Origin of the sequence: Paraburkholderia sp. GAS32 (assembly GCF_050434225.1) — a bacterium.
Lineage (GTDB): Bacteria > Pseudomonadota > Gammaproteobacteria > Burkholderiales > Burkholderiaceae > Paraburkholderia > Paraburkholderia madseniana.
Window position 1 is genome coordinate 20,248 of the sequence record NZ_JBNPVS010000054.1, and the last position, 23,499, is coordinate 43,746.

Annotated in this window: 17 protein-coding genes and 2 pseudogenes; 10 read left to right on the forward strand and 9 right to left on the reverse strand. The window is 62.4% G+C overall.

Annotated features, from left to right (window positions below):
- The first annotated feature begins 22 nt into the window (after positions 1 to 22).
- Together P3T25_RS40495 and P3T25_RS40500 are read left to right on the forward strand one after the other, a co-directional pair.
- Positions 23 to 1,543, forward strand: a complete 1,521-nt coding sequence (locus tag P3T25_RS40495; protein ID WP_429362848.1) for a DUF1800 domain-containing protein — start codon at positions 23 to 25, stop codon at positions 1,541 to 1,543.
- Between the two features lie 5 nt (positions 1,544 to 1,548).
- On the forward strand, positions 1,549 to 2,697 hold the full coding sequence (locus P3T25_RS40500; RefSeq protein WP_429362850.1) for a DUF1501 domain-containing protein: 1,149 nt from the start codon (positions 1,549 to 1,551) through the stop codon (positions 2,695 to 2,697).
- Between the two features lie 95 nt (positions 2,698 to 2,792).
- Here P3T25_RS40500 and P3T25_RS40505 read toward each other — a convergent pair whose 3' ends face one another.
- Positions 2,793 to 3,164: a BON domain-containing protein gene (locus tag P3T25_RS40505; protein ID WP_168435711.1), complete on the reverse strand. Its 372-nt coding sequence runs from the start codon at positions 3,162 to 3,164 to the stop codon at positions 2,793 to 2,795.
- 203 nt (positions 3,165 to 3,367) lie between these two features.
- Between P3T25_RS40505 and P3T25_RS40510 the strand changes: the two genes are divergently transcribed.
- Both P3T25_RS40510 and P3T25_RS40515 read left to right on the forward strand, forming a co-directional pair.
- On the forward strand, positions 3,368 to 4,660 hold the full coding sequence (locus P3T25_RS40510) for an MFS transporter (RefSeq protein ID WP_429362852.1): 1,293 nt from the start codon (positions 3,368 to 3,370) through the stop codon (positions 4,658 to 4,660).
- A 103-nt stretch (positions 4,661 to 4,763) separates the two neighbouring features.
- Positions 4,764 to 5,657 carry an IclR family transcriptional regulator gene (locus P3T25_RS40515; protein WP_429362854.1) on the forward strand — a complete coding sequence of 298 codons (894 nt, stop codon included), beginning with the start codon at positions 4,764 to 4,766 and terminating at the stop codon, positions 5,655 to 5,657.
- Between the two features lie 52 nt (positions 5,658 to 5,709).
- Here P3T25_RS40515 and P3T25_RS40520 read toward each other — a convergent pair whose 3' ends face one another.
- A complete protein-coding gene (locus tag P3T25_RS40520) occupies positions 5,710 to 7,515 on the reverse strand; it encodes an acyl-CoA dehydrogenase (RefSeq protein WP_429362856.1) in 1,806 nt (601 codons plus the stop codon).
- A 265-nt stretch (positions 7,516 to 7,780) separates the two neighbouring features.
- Here P3T25_RS40520 and P3T25_RS40525 point away from each other — a divergent pair, with 265 nt between their 5' ends.
- The 6 genes and pseudogenes from P3T25_RS40525 to P3T25_RS40550 all read left to right on the forward strand — a co-directional run bounded on the left by P3T25_RS40525 (position 7,781) and on the right by P3T25_RS40550 (position 15,845).
- Positions 7,781 to 8,554: an SDR family oxidoreductase gene (locus P3T25_RS40525; protein WP_154560732.1), complete on the forward strand. Its 774-nt coding sequence runs from the start codon at positions 7,781 to 7,783 to the stop codon at positions 8,552 to 8,554.
- A gap of 224 nt (positions 8,555 to 8,778) precedes the next feature.
- Entirely contained in the window at positions 8,779 to 10,515 is a 1,737-nt protein-coding gene (locus tag P3T25_RS40530; protein WP_429362859.1) for a long-chain fatty acid--CoA ligase, read from the forward strand.
- Positions 10,512 to 12,068: a class I adenylate-forming enzyme family protein gene (locus tag P3T25_RS40535; protein WP_429362861.1), complete on the forward strand. Its 1,557-nt coding sequence runs from the start codon at positions 10,512 to 10,514 to the stop codon at positions 12,066 to 12,068. Before P3T25_RS40530 ends, P3T25_RS40535 begins: the two co-directional genes overlap by 4 nt.
- Before the next feature lie 63 nt (positions 12,069 to 12,131).
- Positions 12,132 to 12,723: pseudogene (locus P3T25_RS40540) on the forward strand (SDR family NAD(P)-dependent oxidoreductase).
- A 49-nt stretch (positions 12,724 to 12,772) separates the two neighbouring features.
- A pseudogene (locus P3T25_RS40545) lies at positions 12,773 to 12,877 on the forward strand (IS6 family transposase); the annotation flags it as partial.
- A 76-nt stretch (positions 12,878 to 12,953) separates the two neighbouring features.
- Positions 12,954 to 15,845 (forward strand): autotransporter outer membrane beta-barrel domain-containing protein, encoded by a 2,892-nt coding sequence (locus P3T25_RS40550; protein WP_429362863.1) that lies wholly within the window; start codon positions 12,954 to 12,956, stop codon positions 15,843 to 15,845.
- A gap of 195 nt (positions 15,846 to 16,040) precedes the next feature.
- On the opposite strand, the gene P3T25_RS40555 is transcribed toward P3T25_RS40550, so the two are convergent.
- The 7 genes from P3T25_RS40555 to P3T25_RS40585 all read right to left on the reverse strand — a co-directional run bounded on the left by P3T25_RS40555 (position 16,041) and on the right by P3T25_RS40585 (position 23,487).
- Positions 16,041 to 17,225, reverse strand: coding sequence for an ABC transporter substrate-binding protein (locus tag P3T25_RS40555; RefSeq protein ID WP_429362865.1), 1,185 nt, complete (start codon positions 17,223 to 17,225; stop codon positions 16,041 to 16,043).
- Between the two features lie 73 nt (positions 17,226 to 17,298).
- Positions 17,299 to 18,006, reverse strand: a complete 708-nt coding sequence (locus tag P3T25_RS40560; RefSeq protein ID WP_429362867.1) for an ABC transporter ATP-binding protein — start codon at positions 18,004 to 18,006, stop codon at positions 17,299 to 17,301.
- Positions 17,993 to 18,757 carry an ABC transporter ATP-binding protein gene (locus tag P3T25_RS40565; protein WP_154560726.1) on the reverse strand — a complete coding sequence of 255 codons (765 nt, stop codon included), beginning with the start codon at positions 18,755 to 18,757 and terminating at the stop codon, positions 17,993 to 17,995. The genes P3T25_RS40560 and P3T25_RS40565 overlap by 14 nt, the downstream gene beginning before the upstream one ends.
- Positions 18,750 to 19,760 (reverse strand): branched-chain amino acid ABC transporter permease, encoded by a 1,011-nt coding sequence (locus P3T25_RS40570; protein WP_429362869.1) that lies wholly within the window; start codon positions 19,758 to 19,760, stop codon positions 18,750 to 18,752. Before P3T25_RS40570 ends, P3T25_RS40565 begins: the two co-directional genes overlap by 8 nt.
- A gap of 8 nt (positions 19,761 to 19,768) precedes the next feature.
- Complete coding sequence (locus tag P3T25_RS40575; RefSeq protein ID WP_372342416.1) at positions 19,769 to 20,632, reverse strand: branched-chain amino acid ABC transporter permease; 864 nt, start codon at positions 20,630 to 20,632, stop codon at positions 19,769 to 19,771.
- A gap of 366 nt (positions 20,633 to 20,998) precedes the next feature.
- Positions 20,999 to 22,090 (reverse strand): porin, encoded by a 1,092-nt coding sequence (locus tag P3T25_RS40580; protein WP_429362871.1) that lies wholly within the window; start codon positions 22,088 to 22,090, stop codon positions 20,999 to 21,001.
- Positions 22,091 to 22,575: 485 nt separating this feature from the next.
- Positions 22,576 to 23,487 (reverse strand): LysR family transcriptional regulator, encoded by a 912-nt coding sequence (locus P3T25_RS40585; protein ID WP_408517914.1) that lies wholly within the window; start codon positions 23,485 to 23,487, stop codon positions 22,576 to 22,578.
- Between the last annotated feature and the right edge of the window lie 12 nt (positions 23,488 to 23,499).

Genomic DNA, 23,499 nt, shown 5'->3' on the forward strand with positions numbered 1-23,499 from the left:
ATCCAACGCCCAAGAGGATGGTATGGCCACATCACCGAACATGAATGCCGCGGCGATTGCGCTGAACCGCTTCGGCCTCGGCGCGCGTGCCGACGATACGCCGCCCGCCGACCCGAAGGGATGGCTGCTCGCGCAGTTCGAGCAATATCAGCCGCGGCCTGCTGCGTGGGCGAACCAGCCTGATTCGGTGGCACTGTCCGGCGAACTGGCACAGCAGCGCATGCAGCTGAATCAACTGAACCGGCAGACCCAGCAGAACGTCAACGAAGGCGCATCCGCCAATCAGACGAATGCGCAGACCAACCCGCAAACTACCGGGCAAGACGTATCAGAAACCGCCGCACAAACTGCTAAGCAAGCCGAACGAAAAGCGCTGCGCGGCGAAATTCTCGACATGTACCGTTCCTCGGTGAACGCGCGGGTCGCAAGCGCGCTGACCACAGAGACGCCTTTCATCGAGCGGCTGGTTCATTTCTGGGCGAATCACTTCGCGGTGTCGACGGAAAAGCCCGCCGTCGCGGCACTGGCCGGTTCATTCGAAGCGGAAGCGATCCGCCCGCACGTGCTTGGTCGATTTGAAGACATGCTGGTCGCGGTCGAACGTCATCCGGCCATGCAGTTGTTTCTCGATCAGACGCGTTCGGTTGGGCCGGACAGCATGGCGGCCATGCGCGCCGCAGAGCGCAATCCGAACGTCAAACGCGGTCTGAATGAGAATCTGGCGCGCGAAATCATGGAGTTGCACACGCTCGGCGTGCGCAGCGGCTATAGCCAGGACGACGTCACCGAATTCGCCCGCGCACTGACTGGCTGGAGCCTTGCCGGCAATCCGGGTAATCCTGGCAACCCGCGCGGGCAGGGTCTGCAGACGAACGCCGCGCCAGGCACCTTCGTGTTTCGCGTCGCGCTGCACGAACCGGGTTCGCGAACCATCATGGGCCGCCGCTACGACCAGCCGGGAGAAAAGCAGGCGCTGGCGATCCTGCACGACCTCGCGAGCGCGCCCGCGACGGCGCAGCACATCGGCGGCAAGCTTGCCCGTCACTTCGTCGCGGACAATCCGCCGCCGGACGTAAGCGAGCGATTGGCGAATGCGTTCGCGCGCAGCGGCGGCGATCTGCCGACCGTGTATCGGACGCTGCTCGACATGCCGCAGGCGTGGTCGCCGGCCGCGGTGAAGTTCAAGACGCCGTGGGAATGGACCATTTCTTCGATGCGCGGGCTCGGCTGGCAGGACATCGGCAACATGCAGGCCGCGCCCGTCCTGACGCAACTCGGTCAACCGGTATGGCGCCCGGGTTCGCCCGCGGGCTACGACGACATTGCCGCGAGCTGGGCGGCGCCCGATGCGCTGGTGCGCCGGGTCGAAGTGGCACAGCGTTTCGCGTCGCGGGTCGGCGACCGGCTCGATGCTCGCTCGCTCGGCCAGACCTTGCTGGCCGGCTCGCTCAGTGCGCCGACTGCCGCGGCCGTGTCGCGTGCCGAAAGCGCATCGACGGCGATCGCCCTGTTGCTGGTCTCGCCGGATTTTCAACGGAGATGAACGCCATGTTTTCACGCCGCAAATTTCTCAGCGTGGCCGCTGCAGGCGCGGGCGCGATTCTCGTATCGCCACAGATCGCGTTTGCCAGCGTCGCCACGGATCGCCGCTTCGTGTTCGTGATCCAGCGCGGTGCGGCCGATGGCCTGAACATCGTCGTGCCGTACGCCGAACCCGCCTACGCGACACTGCGCGGTGCGCTTGCGATCGATGCATCCAAGGCGACCCGGCTCGACGGCACCTTCGCGCTGCATCCCTCGCTGGTGCAGACCGCCGCGATGTATGCGGATCGTCAAGCGCTGTTCGTGCACGCGGTAGCGTCGCCGTATCGCGACCGCTCGCACTTCGACGGGCAGAACGTGCTGGAGACCGGCGGCACCTCGCCGTATCAGATGAAGGACGGCTGGCTGAACCGGCTCGTCGCATCGATGCCCGCTACGCGCGAGAATGCGATCGCCTTCGCGCCGACCGTGCCGATGGCGCTGCGCGGCAACGCGCCGGTAACCTCGTACGCGCCCTCGGGGTTGCCGCAGGCGCCTGACGATCTGCTCATGCGGGTCTCGCAGTTGTACGACCAGGATGCGCAATTGCGCCCGCTATGGGAGTCGGCCATGACCGCACGCGGACTCGCGGGCGACGCCGGAGCGCGTCAGGACCCGCCGAGCCTCGGCAAGCTCGCCGCTGGTTTTCTGTCACGCGACGATGGCCCGCGCATTGCGATGATCGAAACAGGTGGCTGGGACACGCACACCGCGCAGAACGCACGCCTCGCCAATCAGTTGAAAGCGCTCGACACGATGCTCGCGGCGTTGCGCGACGGCATGGGGCCTTTGTGGAGCAAGACCACCGTGGTGGTGGCAACCGAGTTCGGCAGAACCGCCGCCGCCAACGGCACCGGGGGCACCGATCATGGCACCGGCTCGGTGGCGATGATGCTGGGCGGCGCGGTGGCGGGCGGACGTGTGCTGGCCGACTGGCCTGGCCTGAAACCGGGCGACCTATACGAAGCGCGCGACCTCAAGCCGACGGTGTCGCTGGATGCGTTGCTCGCCGGCGCCGCAAGCGAAAGCCTCGGACTCGATCCGCAGCGTACGGCCGCCACATTGTTCGGCCAGACCGGGGCCATGCGCCCGATCACAGGGCTCGTGCGCGCATAAGCTGAAAACCGCCAGAACGACAGGCAGCGCCGCAAATTGGCTCTTGCGGCGCTACCTGTCGAAACTGGTCGTCGTTCGTCAATCGTCAGACGCGATCAACCCCCACCGCCGCCGCCCTGCGTGCCGAGCGTCAGCTTGTTGTTCACCGACGTCACGCCTGCAACGCCCTTGGCCACTTCCTCAGCTTGTGGGATTTGCGCGCCATCGGGCACCGTTCCAGTTAACGTCACCGCACCGCTGCGCGCCTTGACAAACACGTTCGACACATCAAAACCCTGCGCTTTGCCCAAAGCTTTGCGCACGGCCAGACCCAACTTGCGGTCCGTGCTCTTCATCGCTTTCGAATTCGGAGCCGGTGCCATCATGCTGCCCGACGCCATCGCGTCGCTCGACTGGGCATAGGCGCTGGACGCAGTCGCCACACACAATGCGATGCCGAGCGCCTTCAAAAGATTGACTGTTTTCACGTTTTCTCCATTCCTCGAAAAGTTGATTTCGCATCGTTGCATGCAAAAAACACGCGCCTGCAAGCACTTTGCAGCCCGCATGGAGCCTCCGGTCTTGTAGAAGAGTGACGTCGTGAAGCTCCCGGCGCGCTTAAACAATACTCCAGCAAACGCGCGAGCGTTGAAAAAACTGACCTGGCCGCCCGTCGCCCGATTCGCCTATCATGACGGCTTCGATCATCCGGGGCGAACCGCAGATGTCTGATGGCGTACAGCAACAACTACTCGAACCGCGCACGGATGCCGCTGCATCGTCGATCGATTATGGCTTGTGGGCACTGACCTTCAGCTACGTACTGAGTCAGTTTTTCCGTAGTTATATCGCTGTGATTTCCACCCAGTTGATCGGTGATTTTCATTTCTCTCCGCAAATGTTCGGCTGGTTCGCGGGCTCGTTCTTCCTCGTGTTCGCCATCGCGCAACTGCCGGTCGGCGTCATGTTCGACCGCTACGGCGTGCGCGGACCGACCGCGCTTTTGATGGGCATCGGCGCCGTGTGTGCCGGCATCCTTTCGATGACGACGAGCGCAACAGTGGCGCTTATGGCGCAAGCCGGCATCGGACTGGGTTGCGCGCCGATCTTTATGGGGCTGCTCAACTACGTGCTCCATACCGGCCACGGCACGCGCAATGTACGCGCTGTCACGACCGCGAGCGCGATCGGCATGGCGGGCGCATTGCTGGCCGCATTTCCTCTGAGCCGTGCGACGGCCAGCTTCGGCTGGCGTCCGGTCATGGTTACCGCTTCGTTGGCCATGCTATGCGCGACGCTTGGCGTCGTATGCTTCGTGCGCCGGCGCGATGCAGCCGTGCATGAACAGAGCCTCGCTGCATCGCAACATGCGGCAAGCGCGGTGAAACGGCGCACCGGCTTCTGGACCTTGATGCCGGCCTGCCTCGCGCTCTCGGTCGGCAGCACGTTCCGTACGTCATGGGGTGGGCCGTATCTCGCCGACGTCTACGGCTTCGACGTTATCGCGCGCGGCAATGCAATGACCATCACCAGCGTGATCGGGATCGCCGCATCCTTCTGTATTCCGGTGGTCGTGCGGTTCTGTGCACCCAAGCTTATTTCGTTGCTGTGGCTGATTGCCGGCGTGCTGGCGGCACTGGTGCTCGCGGTCAGTCCGGACGGCAGCTGGGGTATCAGTGTCGCGTTGATCTGCGTATTGTTCTCGGTCGGCTCGATCCATCCGCTCGTGATGTCGCAAGCGCGTGCCATCATTGCACCGCGCCGGCTCGGGCTCGGTCTGGGCCTGCTCAACAGCCTCGTTTTTCTCGGCGTGGCGCTGACCAGCAGTTGTTTCGGCTGGATCGCGGGTGTCGCCAAACGGGTGCATCTATCGAACGCGGGGATCTATTCGGCGTTGTTTGCCGTGACGGTCGTGCCGCTTGCGATCGGCGCGGTCGTTTACTTTTTCAGTCCAGTGGTATCCGCGCCGACCGAAGAAGTCTGAGCGGTTTTTTGCGTTTGTCTATAATTCCGCAGCCCGGAACACTCTCTATCCGGGCTATGGTTTGTCCTTCGGATGGTGCCGTTTCGCGGGAGCGCGTTTCATTTTGAGCAAAACCAATCAAAGCCCGATCGATAACCCGGTCGAGGACCCGAGCGCGGGAGACGGCGAGCAAACACCCGCTGCATCCGTCAGCGCAAATTCGGTTCTCGCGAGCCGGACGGCGCACGAGGCGCACAAGGACGACCGGCATTTCGTCACGGCACTCGCGCGCGGGCTCGAGGTGCTGGCGTGTTTTCGCTCAGGCGACAAATCGCTGAGCAATCAGGAACTCGCATTGCGCTGCAAGCTGCCGAAATCGACGGTATCGCGTCTGACCCACACGCTGACGCTGCTCGGCTATCTGATTCATTTGAAAGAGAGCGGCAAATACCGGCTTGGCACGGCCTCGCTCGCGCTGGGCAGCGCGATGCTGGCCCGGCTCGATGTCCGCAAGATCGCCCGGCCGGTGATGCAGGAATTGGCTGATGTCATCGGCGCAACCGTGTCGTTGGGTACGCGCGACCGGCTCTCGATGATCTATGTGGAAAATTGCCGGGCCTCGGTTGCGCTCACGCTGACGCTAGAAGTCGGTTCGCGTATTCCGGTCGCCACGTCCGCGATTGGCCGGGCGTGGCTCGCGGCGATCCCTGAACACGATCGTCTCAGCTTCATGGAGCAGGTGCGTGAGCTCGATCACGTCCAGTGGCCGAAAACCCGCCGCGGCATCGAGAATGCGCTCGAAGATTACCGCACGCTCGGCGTGACGACTTCGTTCGGGGACTGGCAGAAAGAGGTGAACGGCATCGCGCGTGCGTTCCAGCCGGGTGGTGAGCTGCCGATCATGGCGATCAATGTTGGCGGACCTTCGTTCAAGCTCTCGAAGGAATTCCTGCTCGAAGAAGTGCGGCCACGTCTGATCGACGTGGTGACGCAACTGGAAGTCGCGCTGTCGCATTGAGCAGTGTCTGGCGGTATCAAGCGGCATCGAAAGCCGCATTGAGCGGCAGCGCTTAGAACCACTGAGGCGCCATGCTGAGCGTCGTATCGTCGAGACTGCGCAACGTGGCGAGCATCAGCGAGACGCGCGGCAATTCCCAATGGAAGAACCATTGGCAAGCATGCAGCTTGCCGCGATAGAAGTCACCGTCGGCCTGGCTCTTCGCTTCAGGCAGCGCGGCGCTCGCAACGATCGCCTGCCGCAACCACGTCCACGCAATCACGATATGACCGAACGCTTCGAGAAAAGCATTCGCGTTGGCGAGCGCGCGTTCGCTTTCGCTGGAGAGCTTGGGCAATAACGCTTCGACCGTGCTGGCCAATTCGCTCCATGCCTGGTTGAGTGAATCGGCATACGCTTGCAGCGCCGGATGAACGCGAGCCGAGTCGACGCTGCGCTGTATTTCACGCCCCAACAGCTTCAGCGCCGCGCCCTGTTTCATCACGACTTTGCGGCCGAGCAGATCGATCGCCTGGATACCGTGCGTGCCTTCGTGAATCAAGTTCAGGCGATTGTCGCGGTAGAACTGCTCGACCGGATATTCACGCGTATAGCCATAGCCGCCGTGAATCTGGATCGCCAGACTATTCGCTTCGAGGCACCACTGCGAGGGCCACGACTTCACCACCGGCGTCAGCAGATCGAGCAGCAGGCCCGCTTCGGCGCGTGCGGTGTCGCTCTCGCCGGTGTTCTGTTCGTCGACGAGGCGCGCCGCGTACAGGCACAGCGCGTAGGCGCCTTCCACATAAGCTTTTTGTGCGAGCAGCATGCGGCGCACGTCAGCGTGTTCGATCAACGGCAATTGCGGATCGAGCGGATTCTTGTTATCCGGGCGACGTCCTTGCGGCCGTTCGCGCGCGTAATCGAGCGATGCCAGATAGCCGCGATAGCCGAGCATGACCGCACCGAGGCCGACGCCGATGCGTGCCTCGTTCATCATGTGGAACATATACGCGAGACCGTGATGCGGTTCGCCCACCAGCTCGCCGATGCATTCGCCGCGCTCGCCGAACGACAGCATCGTCGACGTGGTGCCGCGCCAGCCCATCTTGTGAATCAAACCCGCGAGCGCGACGTCGTTGCGCGCACCGCGGCTGCCGTCGTCATTCACATGGAATTTCGGCACTGTGAAGAGCGAGATGCCTTTGACGCCCGGCGGCCCGCCGGGAATGCGCGCCAGCACCAGGTGAACGATGTTCTCGCTCAACTCGTGATCGCCGCCCGAAATGAAAATCTTGTTGCCGCGGATCGAATAGGTGCCGTCTTCGTTAGGCGTTGCACTGGTGACGAGGTCCGAGAGGCTCGAGCCCGCTTGCGGCTCGGTCAGCGCCATTGTCCCGAACGCGCGGCCTTCGAATAAGGCCTGCAGATACTTGCGTTTCTGCGCGGCGCTGCCGAAGCGCTCGATCACGTTCGCATTCGCCGTGGTCAGCATCGCGTAAGACGAGGTGGCGATGTTGGCGCTCTTGAAGAGCGACAGGCACGCAAAGGCAATCACCGAGGGCAACTGCATGCCGCCCCATTCGTAGTCTTTGCCTGCCGCAAGGAAACCGGCGGAGCGGAACGCGTCGAGTGCGTCTTTGACCTCGGCGGGCATCGTGACGCGTTGACCGTCGAATTGCGGTTCGTGCTCGTCCGAAAGACGGTTGTGCGGCGCGAACTTTTCGGCGGCGACCGCATGAGCGGTTTCGAGCGCCGCGTTGAAAGTCTCACGAGTGTGGTCGGCGTGGCGCGCGCGCTGCGTGAGCGTCTCGGCCTCGAGCACCTCGAACAACTGGAATTCCAGATCACGCGAGTTGATGATCAGCGCATCTTGCATGGGAGAAGACCCGTCCAAAGGTAAGCCGCTATGCAGAACAACTACGCGACAAGCGCGGAAACCCACGAAATCGCATAGACGCGGCTCGATTGAAAAGTGCGGTATTCGGGTAAGTCCCGATGACCCGCCCATCGTCGATGCATGTCAGTTTAAATCAAAAGTGAATGAGCGTGCTTTTATTTACAGGCTGAATTTCGGCACGTATGATGGTTGGAAAATCTGGAATGAAAGTCTGCATTGCAGAACAACCTGGAGGAGCGTCGTAATGTCTGTGAAAGACCTGTTTCAACTGGACGGCAAGGTTGCACTGATCACCGGAGGCTCGCGCGGGCTAGGCCTGCAAATGGCTGAAGCACTCGGAGAAATGGGCTGTCGCGTGGCGATCACCGCGCGTAAGGCCGATGAACTCGCCGAAGCAAAAATGCATCTGCAAAGCCGGGGTATCGAAGTACAGACCATCGTCAACGATCTGCAGCGCTTCGAGGGTATCCCCGGTCTCGTGGACGAAGTGCTCGGCCTGCATGGCAGCATCGACATTCTCGTGAACAACGCGGGCGCGACATGGGGCGCACCTGCCGAGGACTATCCCGACGAAGCGTGGCACAAGGTGATGAATCTGAATGTCCATGCGCCGTTTTTTGTCGCTCGTGAAGTCGGCAAGCGCAGCATGATCCCGCGTCGTGCGGGCAAGATCATCAACATCGCGTCGGTGGCGGGGCTGAAGGGTTCGCCACCCGGCATGAACACGATTGCGTACAACACCTCCAAGGCCGCGGCGATTAACTTCACGCGTGCGCTCGCCGCGGAATGGGGCAAGTACAACATCAACGTCAACGCGATTTGCCCGGGATTTTTCCCGTCGAAGATGTCGGCGGGCTTGCTCGACAAACTCGAAGACAACATCGTCTCGCGCACGCCGTTGCAGCGTCTCGGCGGCGACGAGGACCTCAAAGGTCCGATCGTGTTCCTCGCGAGTGAAGCGTCGCGTCATATCACGGGCCAGTATTTCGCGGTGGATGGCGGCTCGATCATTGTTTGATTGAGAGGTCTCGCATACGCTGCGTTTTGCGGACGGCCCTGACGAAGTGCACCGTAACGCCATTGCGAAGATGGAGCTTGGGCGCCACCTCGGTCGTTCTTGAAGCCGCTGATTCAACTGATTTCCCTGATTCATTAGCCAGCCGCGACCGTCACGCGGCGGATGTGAACGAAGCGCGCACCATCCGTGTGAAACGCGCACAGACAGTAAGGCAGGAGACGCCGATGAACGAACGCCATCACCCGAATTGGCCGCCGCAAGTGCCAAAGCATCTGACGCTGCCCGAGACCAACATTTTCTATAACGCCGAGGTGTCGGCGGCGCGTTTTCCCAACAAGTCGTTCATCGTCTTCTACGACACGCCGGTTACCTTCGGCGAGTTCAAGGACGAAACCGAGCGTATCGCGGGATTTCTCCTGCAGGAATGTCATGTCAAAGCGGGCGACCGCGTGCTGCTTTACATGCAGAACAGCCCGCAATGGATCATCGCTTACTACGGGATCCTGCGTGCGAACGCCGTTGTGGTGCCGGTCAATCCGATGAACATGAGCGGCGAACTGGCGCATTACGTCGAGGACAGCGAGGCGACCACGATCATCGCGCCGCAATGCCTGTTCGCGAACGTCGAGCCGCTGATCGGCAGGGGGCCGGGGAAGGGCATCGAGCACGTAGTCGTCGCGACGTACAGCGATTATTTGAAGCGGCCATCGCCGATTCCCGTGCCGGAATTCGTGGCGGCGCCGCGCAAGACCTTCAATATCCCCGGCGTCACGCCCTGGCGCGAGGTGCTCGAACGGCATATCGCGCCGGGTCCGCTCACCACCGGTCCAGACGATCTGTGCGTGATGCCGTACACGTCCGGCACCACCGGCAAGCCCAAGGGCTGCATGCATACCCACCGCAGCGTGATGAGCACGCTGCTCGGCGGCTGCGTCTGGTTCTCGGCACCGCCGGACGGTGTGTATCTATCGATATTGCCGTTCTTTCACGTGACCGGCATGCAAGGCGGCATGAACAGCGCGGTCTTCTCCGGCGCCACGATTATCGTGTTGCCGCGCTGGGATCGGGAAGCGGCGGCGCTATGCATGCAGAAATATCGCGTGACCGCGTGGCAGTCGATCACGGCGATGATGGTCGATTTTCTGTCGAACCCGAAGCTCGGCGAATACGATCTGTCGAGCCTGACGGGCGCACGCGGCGGCGGCGCAGCGATGCCGGACGCGATTGCCAGAAAGCTGAAGTCGTTGACGGGGCTCGATTACGTCGAAGGCTACGGCATGTCGGAGACGATCGCCGGCACGCACATCAATCCCCCGCATCGGCCGAAGCCGCAGTGCCTGGGCATTCCCGTATTCGATGTGGACTCGCGCGTGATCGATCCGGTCACGTTGCAGGAACTACCGCAAGGCGAAACCGGCGAGATTATCGTGAACGCGCCGCAGGTGATGCAAGGCTACTGGCGCAATCCCAAAGCGACTGAAGAAGCGTTTATCGAACTCGACGGCAAGCGTTTTCTGCGTACCGGCGACCTCGGTCATATCGACGAGGACGGGTATTTCTTCATGACCGATCGCCTCAAGCGCATGATCAATGCTTCGGGTTACAAGGTGTGGCCCGCGGAAGTCGAGGCGCTCATGTACCGGCATCCCGCGATCCACGAGGTGTGCGTGATCGGCGTGAAGGACGTGAAGCGCGGCGAAACCGTCAAGGCGCTGGTGGTGCCCGCAGCGGCGCATGCCGGCACGATCACCGAGCAGGAGATCATCGACTGGGCGCATGAACAGATGGCGTCTTACAAGGCGCCGCGCATTGTCGAGTTCGTGACGTCGCTGCCTAAGTCTGGCAGCGGCAAGATTCTGTGGCGCAAGTTGCAGGAAGAGGATGCGGCACGCACGGCCGCGGCCAGTGAGAACAACGGTAGCAACGGCAGCACTGGCAGCACAGGAGGCGCCTCGTCATGACATGGCTCGAAGCCTTACTGGACGAACCGTTCGTCTGCATCACCGACATGCTCCGCCGCTTCGCCAAAGAACGTGGTGAGCACGCGGCATTGATCTGCGACGGCGAGATCGTGACTTATGCCGCGCTTGACGCACGAGTCGATCGCTTTGCCGCCGCATTGCAGCGCGACGGCATCAAGCCTTGCGATGCGATTGCGTTATGCGCGGCTGCCTCGGTGGAATACGCTGTGGTGTTTCTTGGCGGCCTGCGGGCAGGGGCGGCGGTTGCGCCGCTCGCGCCCTCGTCGAGCGCGGCGAGTCTTGTCAGCATGATCGGCAACTCGGGTGCGCGATTGCTGTTCCTCGATGCCGACGTCAAGCGTCTCCTCGAACCGGTGGCCGCAGAGATCAGCGCAATCCCCGTCGCGCTGGATGCGCACGCAGGCAGCACCTCGCTTGAGGCGTGGCTCGCGCCGAAGGGCGCAACGCCTGAAGCCGTGACGATCGATCCGGCGTGGCCGTTCAACATCATCTATTCGTCAGGCACCACGGGTACGCCGAAAGGCATCGTGCAATCGCACGGCATGCGCTGGGCTTATGCGGTGCGCAGCATCCAACGCGGCTATGGCCCAGACGCCACGACGCTGATCTCCACACCGTTGTATTCGAACACGACGCTCGTGAGTTTCATGCCGACGCTGACATTCGGCGGCACAGTCGTGTTGATGCCGAAATTCGACGCCACACGCTATCTCGAGCTGGCGCAACAGTACCGCGTCACGCACACCATGCTGGTGCCGGTCCAGTATCAACGCTTGATGGCGCATCCGGACTTCGATCTTTACGACCTCTCCAGCTTCCAGGCCAAGTTCTGCACCAGCGCGCCGTTCGCGGCGAGCGTGAAGGCGGATGTGGTGCGCCGCTGGCCGGGCAAGCTCACCGAGTACTACGGCATGACCGAAGGCGGCGGCTCGTGTCAGTTGGAGGCCGACGAATATCCCACCAAGCTGCATACGGTCGGCAAACCGGTTGATGGTCACGACATCCGTCTGATCGACGAGCTCGGCAACGAGGTCGCAGCGGGCGAGGTCGGCGAAATCGTCGGCCATTCGCCCGCGATGATGACCGGCTACTACCGTCAACCGGACAAGACTGCCGAGGCGGAGTGGTACGACCTGAGCGGCAAGCGTTTCATCCGCACGGGCGACATGGGCCGTTTCGATGCAGACGGGTTTTTGACTCTCCTCGATCGCAAGAAGGACATGATCATTTCGGGCGGCTTCAACGTTTATCCGAGTGATCTCGAGGCTGAACTGTGCTCGCACCCGGACGTCGCGGATGTGGCCGTAGTGGGCGCGCAGTCGGAGCAGTGGGGCGAGACGCCGGTTGCGTTCGTGGTGCGTCGCCCGGCTGCACCGATCGACGCCGACACGCTGCTGAGCTGGGTCAACGCACGGCTCGGCAAGATGCAGCGGCTCTCCGCGCTGACTTTTGTCGACGCGTTGCCGCGCAGTCCGATCGGCAAGGTGCTGAAACTGGAATTGCGCGAGCAGTACTATCCCGCAGCGCGTTAGCGCAGCGTATCGAGACGCCTGAATACGCCTGACTGAATACACCAACGGGCAATGGGATAAGGCATGGACAATTTTGAAGGCAAGGTTGCAGTGATCACCGGCGCGGGCTCGGGATTCGGCCGTGAGTTCGCACGGCTTGGCACCAAGCTGGGCATGCGGCTGGTACTCGCTGACGTACAACAGGACGCACTCGATGAAACCTTCGCCGAGGTGAGCGCGGCCGGCGCGCAGGCCATCGCGCGCCGCGTCGATGTCGCGAAGGGCGAGGAAATCGACTCACTGGCCCGCGCCACGCTCGACGCCTTCGGCGGCGTGCTCGGTGCTGTGCCCGTACTTCGTACCGACGGGGATTGCGAAGGCGCATCGCAATCGTCCGTCCGAACTGGACAACGACACGCCACTGACCTTATCGCAACGCGTGTCGCGAGTGATGAGCGAAAAGGCGGTGAGTTCGGGGAAGGTGAGTGCGCAAGAGGTCGCGGGTATGGTGTTCGATGCGATCCGCAAAGAGCAGTTCTATATCTTCTCGCATCCGCACGCGCTTGCCGCAGTGAAAACGCGCGCTGAGGATATCGTGACGCCGCGTAATCCGACTGATCCGTTTGCCGAGCGGCCTGATGTGCGTGTTCAGATTATCGAAGCGTTGAAGGGGTAATCCGAGTTGGATCGCGAAGGTGCTGAAACGGGTGCACTACCCAGTGGACATGATGCTGCCGTGTGTGCGATCGTACGTGGCGTATTCGCTGAGCCTGCGCAACCTCGAAGAGAAAATGGCCGAACGCGGGTTCGAGGTCGATCACAAAACGATAATACGGTGCCCTATGCGTGCTTTCGAGATCGTCAGTTCAGGTCGACCGGACGCCGTTCGCCCCCCCCGGCGTCGCAGTGCCTGCGTGGTATCGCATTTGCCTCCTGACGTTGCCTGTTTGCGTGCCGGCGCATGCGGATGTGACGCTACCCAGTTCGAACGGTCAGACCATCGCGCTCGATACCAACTATCCCGGTGAGTCCGTCTTCGTGCTGCCCCAAGGCGGGTCGATCGTCAACACGGGCGCCGCAGTAACCGGCGGCAGCGCGCAGAACTGGCAGTTCACCAACCTCGGCACCTTGCAGGGCGGATCGGCCACGACTGCCGCAGCGGCGCTCAAGCTCGGCAGCGCCAGCGCCAGGGCCGACCGGGTGGACAACTATGGCCTGATCAAGTCGCTCGCGACCCAGCAGAACGGACCTTCAGGCGTACAGTTCACCAATGGCGGAACCGTCTATAACTACGCCGGGGGCACCATTTCAGGTCCCGACGGCGTGCATACCGACCGTGCGTCCATGGCGGTCTACAACGACGGACAGATCGTCGGCACCGTGAGTTCAGGAGTCTATACGGGGCGAGGCGCGCTGGTCGACAACTCGTCGACGGGCACGATCAGCGGTAAGTATGGTGTCGTCTCGAACGGCGCGTATAACGTGACCGTGACGAATGCCGGACTCATTTCGGCCAGCAACTATGCACTGTGGTTCTTCGGCAGCGGACTCTACTCGGTCATCAATGAGGCGTCGGGTGTGATCCAGGGCGGCGACAGCAACGCACCGGCCGTGGACTTCGAAGGCGCAGCGCAAAGCCAGTTGCTCAACTACGGCACGATCCGCAACATGAGCGGTGCGGTCATGCGGTCAAAGGCCGACGACAACGTGTTGATCAACGCCGGCACCCTTCAGGCCGGAGCGAGCCGCGGTCCCGCCATCGACCTGACCGGCGACGGCAACCGCGTGTACAACCTCGGCACGATAACGGGGGCGGCCACAGCCGTGCGGTTCGACGGCGACAACAACACAATGATTCTCGGCACGCATGCTGAGTTCCCAGCGATCTCGCTCGTGGTGGACGGCCCAGGGTCGGTGCTCGGAGGCGACGTCGTCAGCAACGGTGCGAACAACGCCGTTGTGTTGACGGATAGCGGCAGCACGGGCGTCGCCATCAAAGGATTCGACTCGCTCACGATGCAGGGCGTCGACTGGACGCTGTCGGGGCAAGTCAACCTCACCGGAGCGACGGCTAGCGCGCTGTCGGTCCGGCAGGGCGTACTTCGATTGACAGGCATCCTCACGGACCCGGGCGGCACCGAGGTGGACCAGGGCGCCACGCTTCTCGTCGGCGACGCCGCGCACCGTGCCGCGACACTCTCGAGCGTTGGAGGCGTGACGGTCGACGGAACGCTGGGAGGATATGGGATCGTGAATGCAAACGTGCTCAATCGCGGGATGCTCACGGCAGCGGATGCCGCACCGCAGTTGCAGGGGCAAGGCCTCGGTGCGCTTACGCTCATCGGCCAGATCCAGAACAATGGCACCATCGATCTTCGCGGCGCCGTGCCGGGGAATCAGCTTCACGTCCTCGGTAACTACACTGGGCAGGGCGCGTTGCGCCTGAACACGCAGCTCGGGGGAGACGGGTCACCGACGGACCAGCTCGTTATCGACGGCGCGAACGGCGGAGCTGCCGTCACTGGCAGCACGGCCATCGGCATTACGAATGCCGGAGGCTTGGGCGCGCTCACGCAGACCGGCATCCGCGTGGTGGCGCTGACGAACGGCGCAGCGTCGGCCTCGACCGCTTTTACGCTCGCAGGTCGTGTGGTTGCTGGTCTCTATGAGTATGAAATCAGCCAGGATCCCGCCAGCGGGCAGTGGTATTTAGGCTCCTCGGTGCAACCGACGCCGACACCGACACCGACACCGACACCGACACCGACACCGACACCGACACCGACACCGACACCGACTCCGACTCCGACTCCGACTCCGACTCCGACGCCCGTGCCTCGCTACCGGCCGGAGATCGGCGCCTATCTGGCGAATGTCTATGCTTCGGCGACCTTGTTCAATCACGAGCTGCGCGATCGTCTCGGCGCTACGAGCGGCGACTATCAGTCGACCCAGCCCCAGTCCGCCTTCGGTTCGAGCGCGTGGGCGAGAGTCGAGGGTGCGGGCGGGCACGCGAGCTTCGCGGACGGCCGGGGCGCCATGCACAACACGCGATGGCTGCTGCACATGGGCACCGACGTCGGGGCATGGCCGCTGACAGGGAGTGGCGACCGATTACATGTAGGCGTGATGGCCGCGTATGGGCACGTCGATACCAGCGCGACGGCCGCCGACAATCCGAACCGTGCGTCCGGCAGCGTGGACAGTTACGCGGCGGGGATCTACGGCACCTGGTTTCAGGACGACGTTCAGCGCCTGAGGACGTACGTCGATAGCTGGTTGATGTATGGCTGGCAGAACAGTAGCGTGAGCGGCGAAGGACTGCCTGCACAGTCCTATCACTCGCAGATCGCCAGCGCATCGCTTGAAGGCGGCTATGCGTTCGGACCCGTCGGTCGTTACGGCATCGTGGTGACGCCGCTCGCGCAGGTCATCTGGAACGGCTACTTCGACCATACGGTGTTCGAATCCGCGACCGGAACGACAGTTGATTTCGTCCGCCCGAACGGGATGACGACGCGGCTCGGTGTGCGTGTCAATGGCACGATCGAGACGTCGGCGACGACGAGACTGCAGCCGTTCATCGAAACGGTCTGGCGCTACGAATACGGGCAATCGGAGCTGGCGATGAACGGGCGCATGGTGTCGGCGGACGGGGCGAGGAACCTCGCCGAGGTCAACATCGGTCTGAACGGCCAGTTCAATGCGCGCTGGCGCACGTGGTTGAAGGTCGGGGCGCAACTGGGCGGGATCGGGAAAGGCGTGAACGGTGGGTTGGGGCTGCGGTATGAGTATTAGCAGGTCGATGACATTCGGTCCCGTGTAAGTGGGCTTTGGGCGACAAGCGTTATGGACAGGAAGCAGCGCACCGGAATGACCGGCGCGCTTGCTGTTCGCGCGGCTCCTGCGGGCGGCGCGGTAGTGCTCGAGCGCCTCATGCGCGTGCTGAAGTTTGTCCTCGAACTAGCGCCGGAAGCCTCCCGCATCACGTCATCACTTCGCCGCTGCCAGCGAACTCAAGTCCGCCGATTTCAACTGTCCACCCTGAACCACCGCCGCAAGCGGTTTGCCGATCACGAAGCCGCCGTGATCGTCGACGCCCGTCACGCTTTGCGGATTAGCCTGTGGCGGCAGCGCCTTCACGGCTTTATCGAACTGATTGCGGATCGCGGTCGCGTCGTTGACGCTGCCGGCCAGCTTCATCGCGAGTGCCGTTGCGTAGACCGCGGTGTAGTTCAGCGATACTTCCTGGCTCGGATCACGGCCACCGTGACTCTTGCGGAAGCGCTCCACAAACATTTTGGCGTTCGGCGTTTCATCGTTGGCCAGCGGCAATACTCCGATCGCGCCGTTCAGCGGTGCATAGCCGCCGGTCACCTTGGCCACTTCGTCGAGCTTGGCCTGGTCCATCACGATAAAGCCGCCCTTGAAGCCCAGTTCGCGCGCCTGCTGCGCAATCAGGCCGGTCGGCTCGGACGGGCCGCCGATAAACATCACGTCCGGTTTGGTAGCCAGCACACGGCTCACGCCGCTGTAGAAATCGGTGGCGCGGTTATACGACATCGAATTGTCCGCGACGATCGTGCCGCCGGCTGCTTCCCACGCGGGCTTGAATGCGGCGACCCAGACCTTGCCGTAGTCGGTATCGGTGGCGGCGAGTGCAACCTTCTTGCCGTACGTCGCCATTTCGTACTTGATGAACGAGTTCAGATACGAGGTGAACGCGGGAGGAATGCGCACCGTGAGCTTGTTGCCGCGCTCGCTGATCTGCGGCACGCTGGTGTACGAGAGCAGTAGTAGTTTCTGTTGCTCGTTGCTGGTCTGCACGGCGAAGCCACCGCCCGAATGCGGCACGAGCACCACAGCGGCCTGCTGTTCCTGCGCAAGACGCCGGGCGTTGATGGCGGTTTCGGCGGGGTTGTACTTGTCGTCGAGCGGCACGATTTCGAGCTTGATCTTCTTGCCGGCCACTTCGATGCCGGCCTGATTGACGTCGGCAGCGGCCATCTGCATGCCTTCGAGCACTTCCTGGCCGTACTTCGCCGCGCCTCCGCTCAACGGACCGGAGTAGCCGATATGCACCACCTGCTGCGCCATCGCGGCGCCCGTGCCCAGCAGCGCCGTCGTGGCGACAGCCGCAACTACTCCAGCGCGTCCGCACAAGCGTTTGATCGTCATACGTGTCTCCTTTGGGATTGTTCGAATGGCCCGGCGCTTAAGCGTCAGGCGTCAGGCTGTGCATCAAATGCGTTCAGCCGCCGACGTAAGCGCGCCGGATCGCTTCGTTGTTCATCAGACTCGTGTGATCGCCTTCGAGCACGATGCGGCCGTTCTCGATCACGTAGGCGCGGTGCGCGATCTTCAACGCCGCAAACGCGTTCTGTTCGGCTAGCAGCACCGTCGTGCCCGCGCGATTGATCTGCTGGATCACCTCGAACACCTGCTTGACCACGAGCGGCGCGAGACCGAGCGACGGTTCGTCGAGCAGCAACACCTTGGGCCGGGCCATCATCGCGCGGCCGATCGCCACCATCTGCTGCTGCCCGCCGGACAACGAGCCGGCCGCATGATCCTTGCGTTCGGCGAGAAGCGGAAAGAGTGCGAACACCTGATCGAGATTGCGCTGATTGCCGGCCTTGTCACCGCGATGCACATAGGCACCGAGCGTGAGGTTCTTCAACACCGACATGCCCGGGAACAGCTTGCGGCCCTCGGGGCAATGAATCACGCCGTTGCGCACGATCTGCGCGGGCGTCATGCCGAGCAGCTCGCGCGTTCCGAGGCGCAGGCTGCCGCTCGCAGCGCGGCGCAGGCCGCTCGTTGCGAGAAAGATCGAACTCTTGCCCGCACCGTTAGCGCCGAGCAGCACGACCAGTTCGCCGTCGTCCGCGTACAGCGTGATGCCGTCCAGCGCGCGGAAACTGCCGTAATCGAGCGCGACGTTCTCAAACTTCAGCATGTTCGCTCCCAAGATAGGCATCGATCACGGCCGGGTTGGCGCGAATCTCGGCAGGCGTGCCCTCGGCGATTTTCTTGCCGTAGTTCAGCACCATGATGCGATCGGCGAGCTTCATGATCATGTTCATCTTGTGTTCCACCAGGCACACCGTCACACCGTGTTTCACCAGCTTGCGGATCAGTTCGGCGAGGCCTTCGGTCTCTTCGGGATTGACGCCGCCGGCGGGTTCGTCGAGCAGCATCAGGCTCGGTTCGGTGGCGAGTGCGAGCGCCACGGCTGCACGCTTGCGCTCTTCCTGCGAGATGTCGCCGGCCATCCGTTCCGCAATTGCCGACAGCCCGACGAAATCCAGGGCCTCGCGCGCCTTCTCGCGGCAGATGCGTTCTTCCTGTTTGAGCCGCGCAGAATGTGTCAACACGTCCCACAGCCCCGAGCGCGTGCGCAGCCGGTGGCCGACGATCAGGTTGTCGAGCACGCTCGCCCGGTCGAACAGCGCGGTGGATTGAAACGTGCGGGCGATGCCGAGACGCGCCATCTGATCGGCAGCCAGCTTTGTCACGTCCTGGCCTTTGAAGCGGATGCGTCCCGAGCTCGGTAGATGGGCGCCGCTGATCAGATTGAAGAAGGTGGTCTTGCCCGCGCCGTTCGGCCCGATGATTGCATTGATCTTGCCGGCTTCGATATGCGTGCTGACGTCGTCGACCGCGACGAGACCGCCGAAGCGTTTGCTGAGCGAGTCGATTTCAAGCATGGCGGTCTCCGCGCGTGGGCTGCGATTGGAGCGCGACGCCGCCGCTTTTCGCCGTTGCCAGTTTCGCGCGCCGGCTCGTTCTTGCCCGATACAAACCGACGATACCGTTCGGCAGAAAGATCACCAGCAGAATCAGGATCGGGCCGAACACGACGAAACGGTACGCCTGCAAGAACTGCAGATACTGCGTGAGCCACGGTATGGCGAGCGCGCCGAGCAGCGGGCCGGCGAGGGTGCCGATGCCACCCACCAGCATATACATGGTCATGTCGAAAGTATGCTCGACGCCGGCCAGATCTGGTCCGAGAAAACGCACGGAGCCCGCATAGAGGCCGCCCGCGAGCCCGGCATAGACGACCGACAGCACGAAGGCCAGCACCTTGTTGCGCATCAGGTTGATACCGAGCGACTGTGCGAGACTGTCGCTATTGCGGATCGCCATGAAGGTCCGGCCAAGCAGCGAGTCGACGATGCGATGCATCAGCCACACGCCGAGCACCAGAAAGGCGAACACCAGGTAATAGAGCGGCCGCGGATTTTCAAAAGAGACGATGCCGAAGCCCGAAGGCGCAGGGATGCCGACAATGTCTGAGACACCATGCGTGAGGCTGTCCCATTTCTCGATGACGAGAAATATGATGTAGCCGACGCACAGCGTAAAAATAGAAAAGTAGTGGCCGCGCAGACGCAGCGAAACAAGGCCGACCAGCGCCCCCAGTATCGCGACGACAACGCCTGACGCAATGAACGCGATCCAGAACGGCACCTGATGATCGACCGTGAGAATGCCCACCGTGTACGCGCCCACCGCCATGAAGCTGCCGTGCGCGAGATTGAACTGCCCCGTATAGCCGGTGATCAGATTCAGCCCGACGGTGGCCAGCGCGAAGACGTACGCGGTGGACATCACGGTGAGCATGTAGTCGTTGGTGGCCAGAAACGGAAACACGAGACCGAGCACGAACAGCAGTGTCCACCCCAGCTTGCCCTCGAATAATTTCATGACCGGTTTCACGATGCGCGCAGTTCCCTGGTGAACAGACCTTGAGGACGAACCGACAGAATCACCACCAGCAGCACGAAGGCGATGATGTCCTTGTAGTCGGTCGAAATGTAGAAAGCGCCGAAGCTCTCCGCCATGCCGATGATCAATCCGCCGACGATCGCGCCCGGCACGCTGCCCATGCCGCCGAGAATGATGATCACGAAGGCCTTCAGGATCACCAGTTGGCCCATCGCCGGATAGACGAGGTTGATCGGCGCGTACAGCGTGGCGGCCACGGCGGCGAGAAGGCCCGAGATGCCGAAAGTCAGCATCGTCACCTTGTTGGCGTCGATGCCCATCAGCGAGGCGCCTTCGCGGTCCTGCGCCATCGCGATGATGCTCGAGCCGATCACCGTGTATTTGAGGAAGAGTTGCAGCAGCACAACCAACGCGAACGCTGCGCCGATGATCAGCAGGCGTTGCACGGGCGCGGTCACGCCGCCCAGATCGACGATCCCGGCGTAGGGCGTGGCCATACGATGAAAGTCCGCGCCCCAGATCGCCTGCGCACCGGCTTCGAGAAACAGCAGGAGGCCGATCGCGGCGATCATGGGATGCAATTCGGAAGATTTGCGCAGCGGATGGAACACCAGCCGCTCGGCGAGCATCGCGAGTACTGCGACCGCGAGGCCGGAGCCGATCATCGCGAGCCAGTAGTTCCAGCCGAGCCGGCTCATCAGGTAGAACGAGACGAACGCGCCGACCATGTAGAACGCGCCGTGCGCGAAATTCGGCACTGCGAGAATGCCGTAGACCAGCGTGAGTCCGAGTGCGACGAGGCTGTAGATGCCGCCCAGCGTCAAGCCGTTGAGAAGCTGCTGCAAAAACATGTCCACGCTTTGACACCCTCCAACGGAAGCACGCTGTGCAATCGTTACCCTTGCTGCAGGGGACGCATCGCCGCACACCTGACTACGGACGGGACAACAGCCGCTCTCTCGAATCCGGCGACCGTTATCGACGGTTGTCGACGCTTGAAACACGCACGCATCGGCGCGAACTGGAAATGGCGATGTGTGGCGGTGCTAGAGAAATTTGGCACGGGCGTTCACTTTCCGTCAACAGGTTTTTCCATTTGATTGTTCTGCATTGCAGATTATTAGGGAAGTCACTTAGATGACGCGCATCAAGTCGCCCGTTCGCATGATCCGGCGCACCGCCTGCGCGGCACGCCGGTATCTCGCGTTCTGCGCCGGCTAGAACATGTGCCGCATGCCGATATTCACGCCGGTCGTCGTGCCGGTCGCTTCGTTCAGTGCGTTGTTGACGGACAGTCCAGTGTGCATGGCACCGTGGTTAGTAACGAAGCCAGCTTGCCCATACACCACGGTGGCCTTCGACAGCGAATAGTCGACGCCGGTGGACGCCAGTATCGAATTGTTCGACGAGTTGTTTCCGTCGCGCGTGACCCACACACCCGCGTCGACGTTCAGCGCCGGTGTGATGCGATAGCTGGCGCCGCCTGAATAGACACGATCGTTGAACGAGCCTGCCACCTTGTACTGCACGTAGGAGGCCTTCACCGTCAGGTTGTTGAACACATAGCTGGCGCCGAGCGCACGGCCGTCGAATTCGACCACGCTCGGAATCGCGATCGATGCAGCGCTGCCGCCGTCGTTGCCGCTGTAGAGCGCGGCATCGACGGTCAGCGTGCCGAGGTGGTAGCGCAGGCTCGCCGAGTACTGGCGGCCCGCCTGAAAGTCCCCGGCCGTGCCGCCCAGCGCCATCATCGCGCTGGCTTGCAAGCCGGCGATTTCCGGCGACGTGTACGAAATGCCGTTCGGATTGAACAGGCCGGTCACATAGACGTTGTTGAGATAGGTGATGAGACCGCTGCCGAAGTACGACATCTCGCGCGGATCGAAGTCGTACACCGCGAGGAAGAAGGGCGAGAACTGCAAGCCGGCCTTGACCGTGCCGTAGCGGCTGTCCACGCCGACCCACGCCTGCCGCCCGAACTCGTTGCCGTTCGAATTGCTGAACGCGCCGTTGGCAATGCTGATGCCGCTTTCGAGTTCGAAGATCGCACGCATGCTGCCGCCGAGATCTTCGGCGCCGCGCATGCCGAAGCGCGAGCCGGAGAGGCCGCTGTCGGTGAACGAGTATTGATGGCCGGCGCTCTGACCGGTGGCCGCGTTAAGCGTTTTGCTGGTGTAGAGAATCGAGCCGTCGACGATGCCGTACAGCGTGACACTGCTTTGCGCATGGGCGCTCTGGGCCGTGCCCAGGGCGCATGCGCCCACTAATCCAAGAATGGCTCCAACTCGATTGCGATGACTTGCCGGCATGCTTCGTGTCTCCTTGTTTATTGGAATCAATTGAATTGGCGAAGTAGTGCTTGTGCTGCAAGATTCTGGCGATCTGTTGCGCGATGCGATCTCAACAGGCAATAGCGACAATAGCGAGCCCTCGCGATCTGATAAGGGATGCGAAATAGTGGGTGTGCTGGTATGCGTTTCGAGTCCGGTTGCCGGCTGGCTTGTCTCCTGGGTGCAGGGGCGGCCCGGCGCTGCTATGAGTTCATCGATCGCGTGCTTGCGCACAGGATGCAGGCGCAATTTGGCACGACCGTTCGTTCTGTGTCAACGGGGGAAACCGCTCGTTTGGCCTGCAATGCAGGCCAAAATAGGGAAAACACCTGGCACTGAAGGCGCGCTTGAAGTGCGCCGTAAGGCTATGTAATACAAGGAGATTGCCGGAATTATCCGGTTTGAATTGCGAGAAAGACGGCTGATGCGGTGGTTCTGCATTGCAGAACTATCAAAGAACGGACTCAGCGTGTGCCGAACGTCTCTATCAGCATGTCGACGAAAGCCTTGACCCGCGCCGTCATCTGCAACTGTTGCGGGTACACCGCATAAATATCGGCACCCGGCGTGCGGTATTCCGGCAATACGTGGATCAGGCGGCCATCGGCGAGATACTCCGCGATGTCCCATTCCGCCCGCATCAGAATGCCGTGACCGTCGAGCGCCCACTTCACCGCGATCTCGCCGTCATTGGTGGTGAGGTTGCCGCGCACGCGTACGGTCTCGGTCTTTTCGGTCGAACCGCGTCCGCTGGTCAAGCGCCAGAGCCCATAGCCATCGTCACCCTGACGAATGCCGATGCAATTGTGTTGCGATAACTCCGCCGGACTGCGCGGCGCGCGCCGTCTGGTGAAATACGTTGGCGATGCGCAAAGCAATCGCCGGTTCGGCGCGACCCGGCGCGCAATCACGCGCGCATCCGGCGGTTCGCCGAAACGCACGCACACGTCGAAGGCGTCGTCGCTAATCGGTGGCGGGTCGACGGAGAGTTGCAATTGCACGTCCACCTCGGGAAAGCGCCGCACAAATCGGGAAATGAGCGGCGCCACGTGACTGCGGCCGAAACCGAGCGTCGCGTTCACGCGCAACAGGCCTTTCGGGGCCGCTTGCGAGCCGCCGAGCAACTGGGCCAGGTCGTCCATTTCGCTCAGGATGCGTCTGGCGCGAGTCAGGTAGAGTTCGCCCTCCGGCGTAAGGCTCATACGCCGGGTCGTGCGATTCACGAGCGACACGCCCGCGCGCGATTCCATTTGCGCCAGATGCTTGCTCACGGCTGCCGTGCTCAAGCCGAGTTCGCGCGCAGTCGCGGTCAGACTGCCACTTGCGGCGAGCGTGGAGAAGAAGGCGAGGTCTTCCGGTTGTATCGACGAAGTCATGTTGAGTGGGTC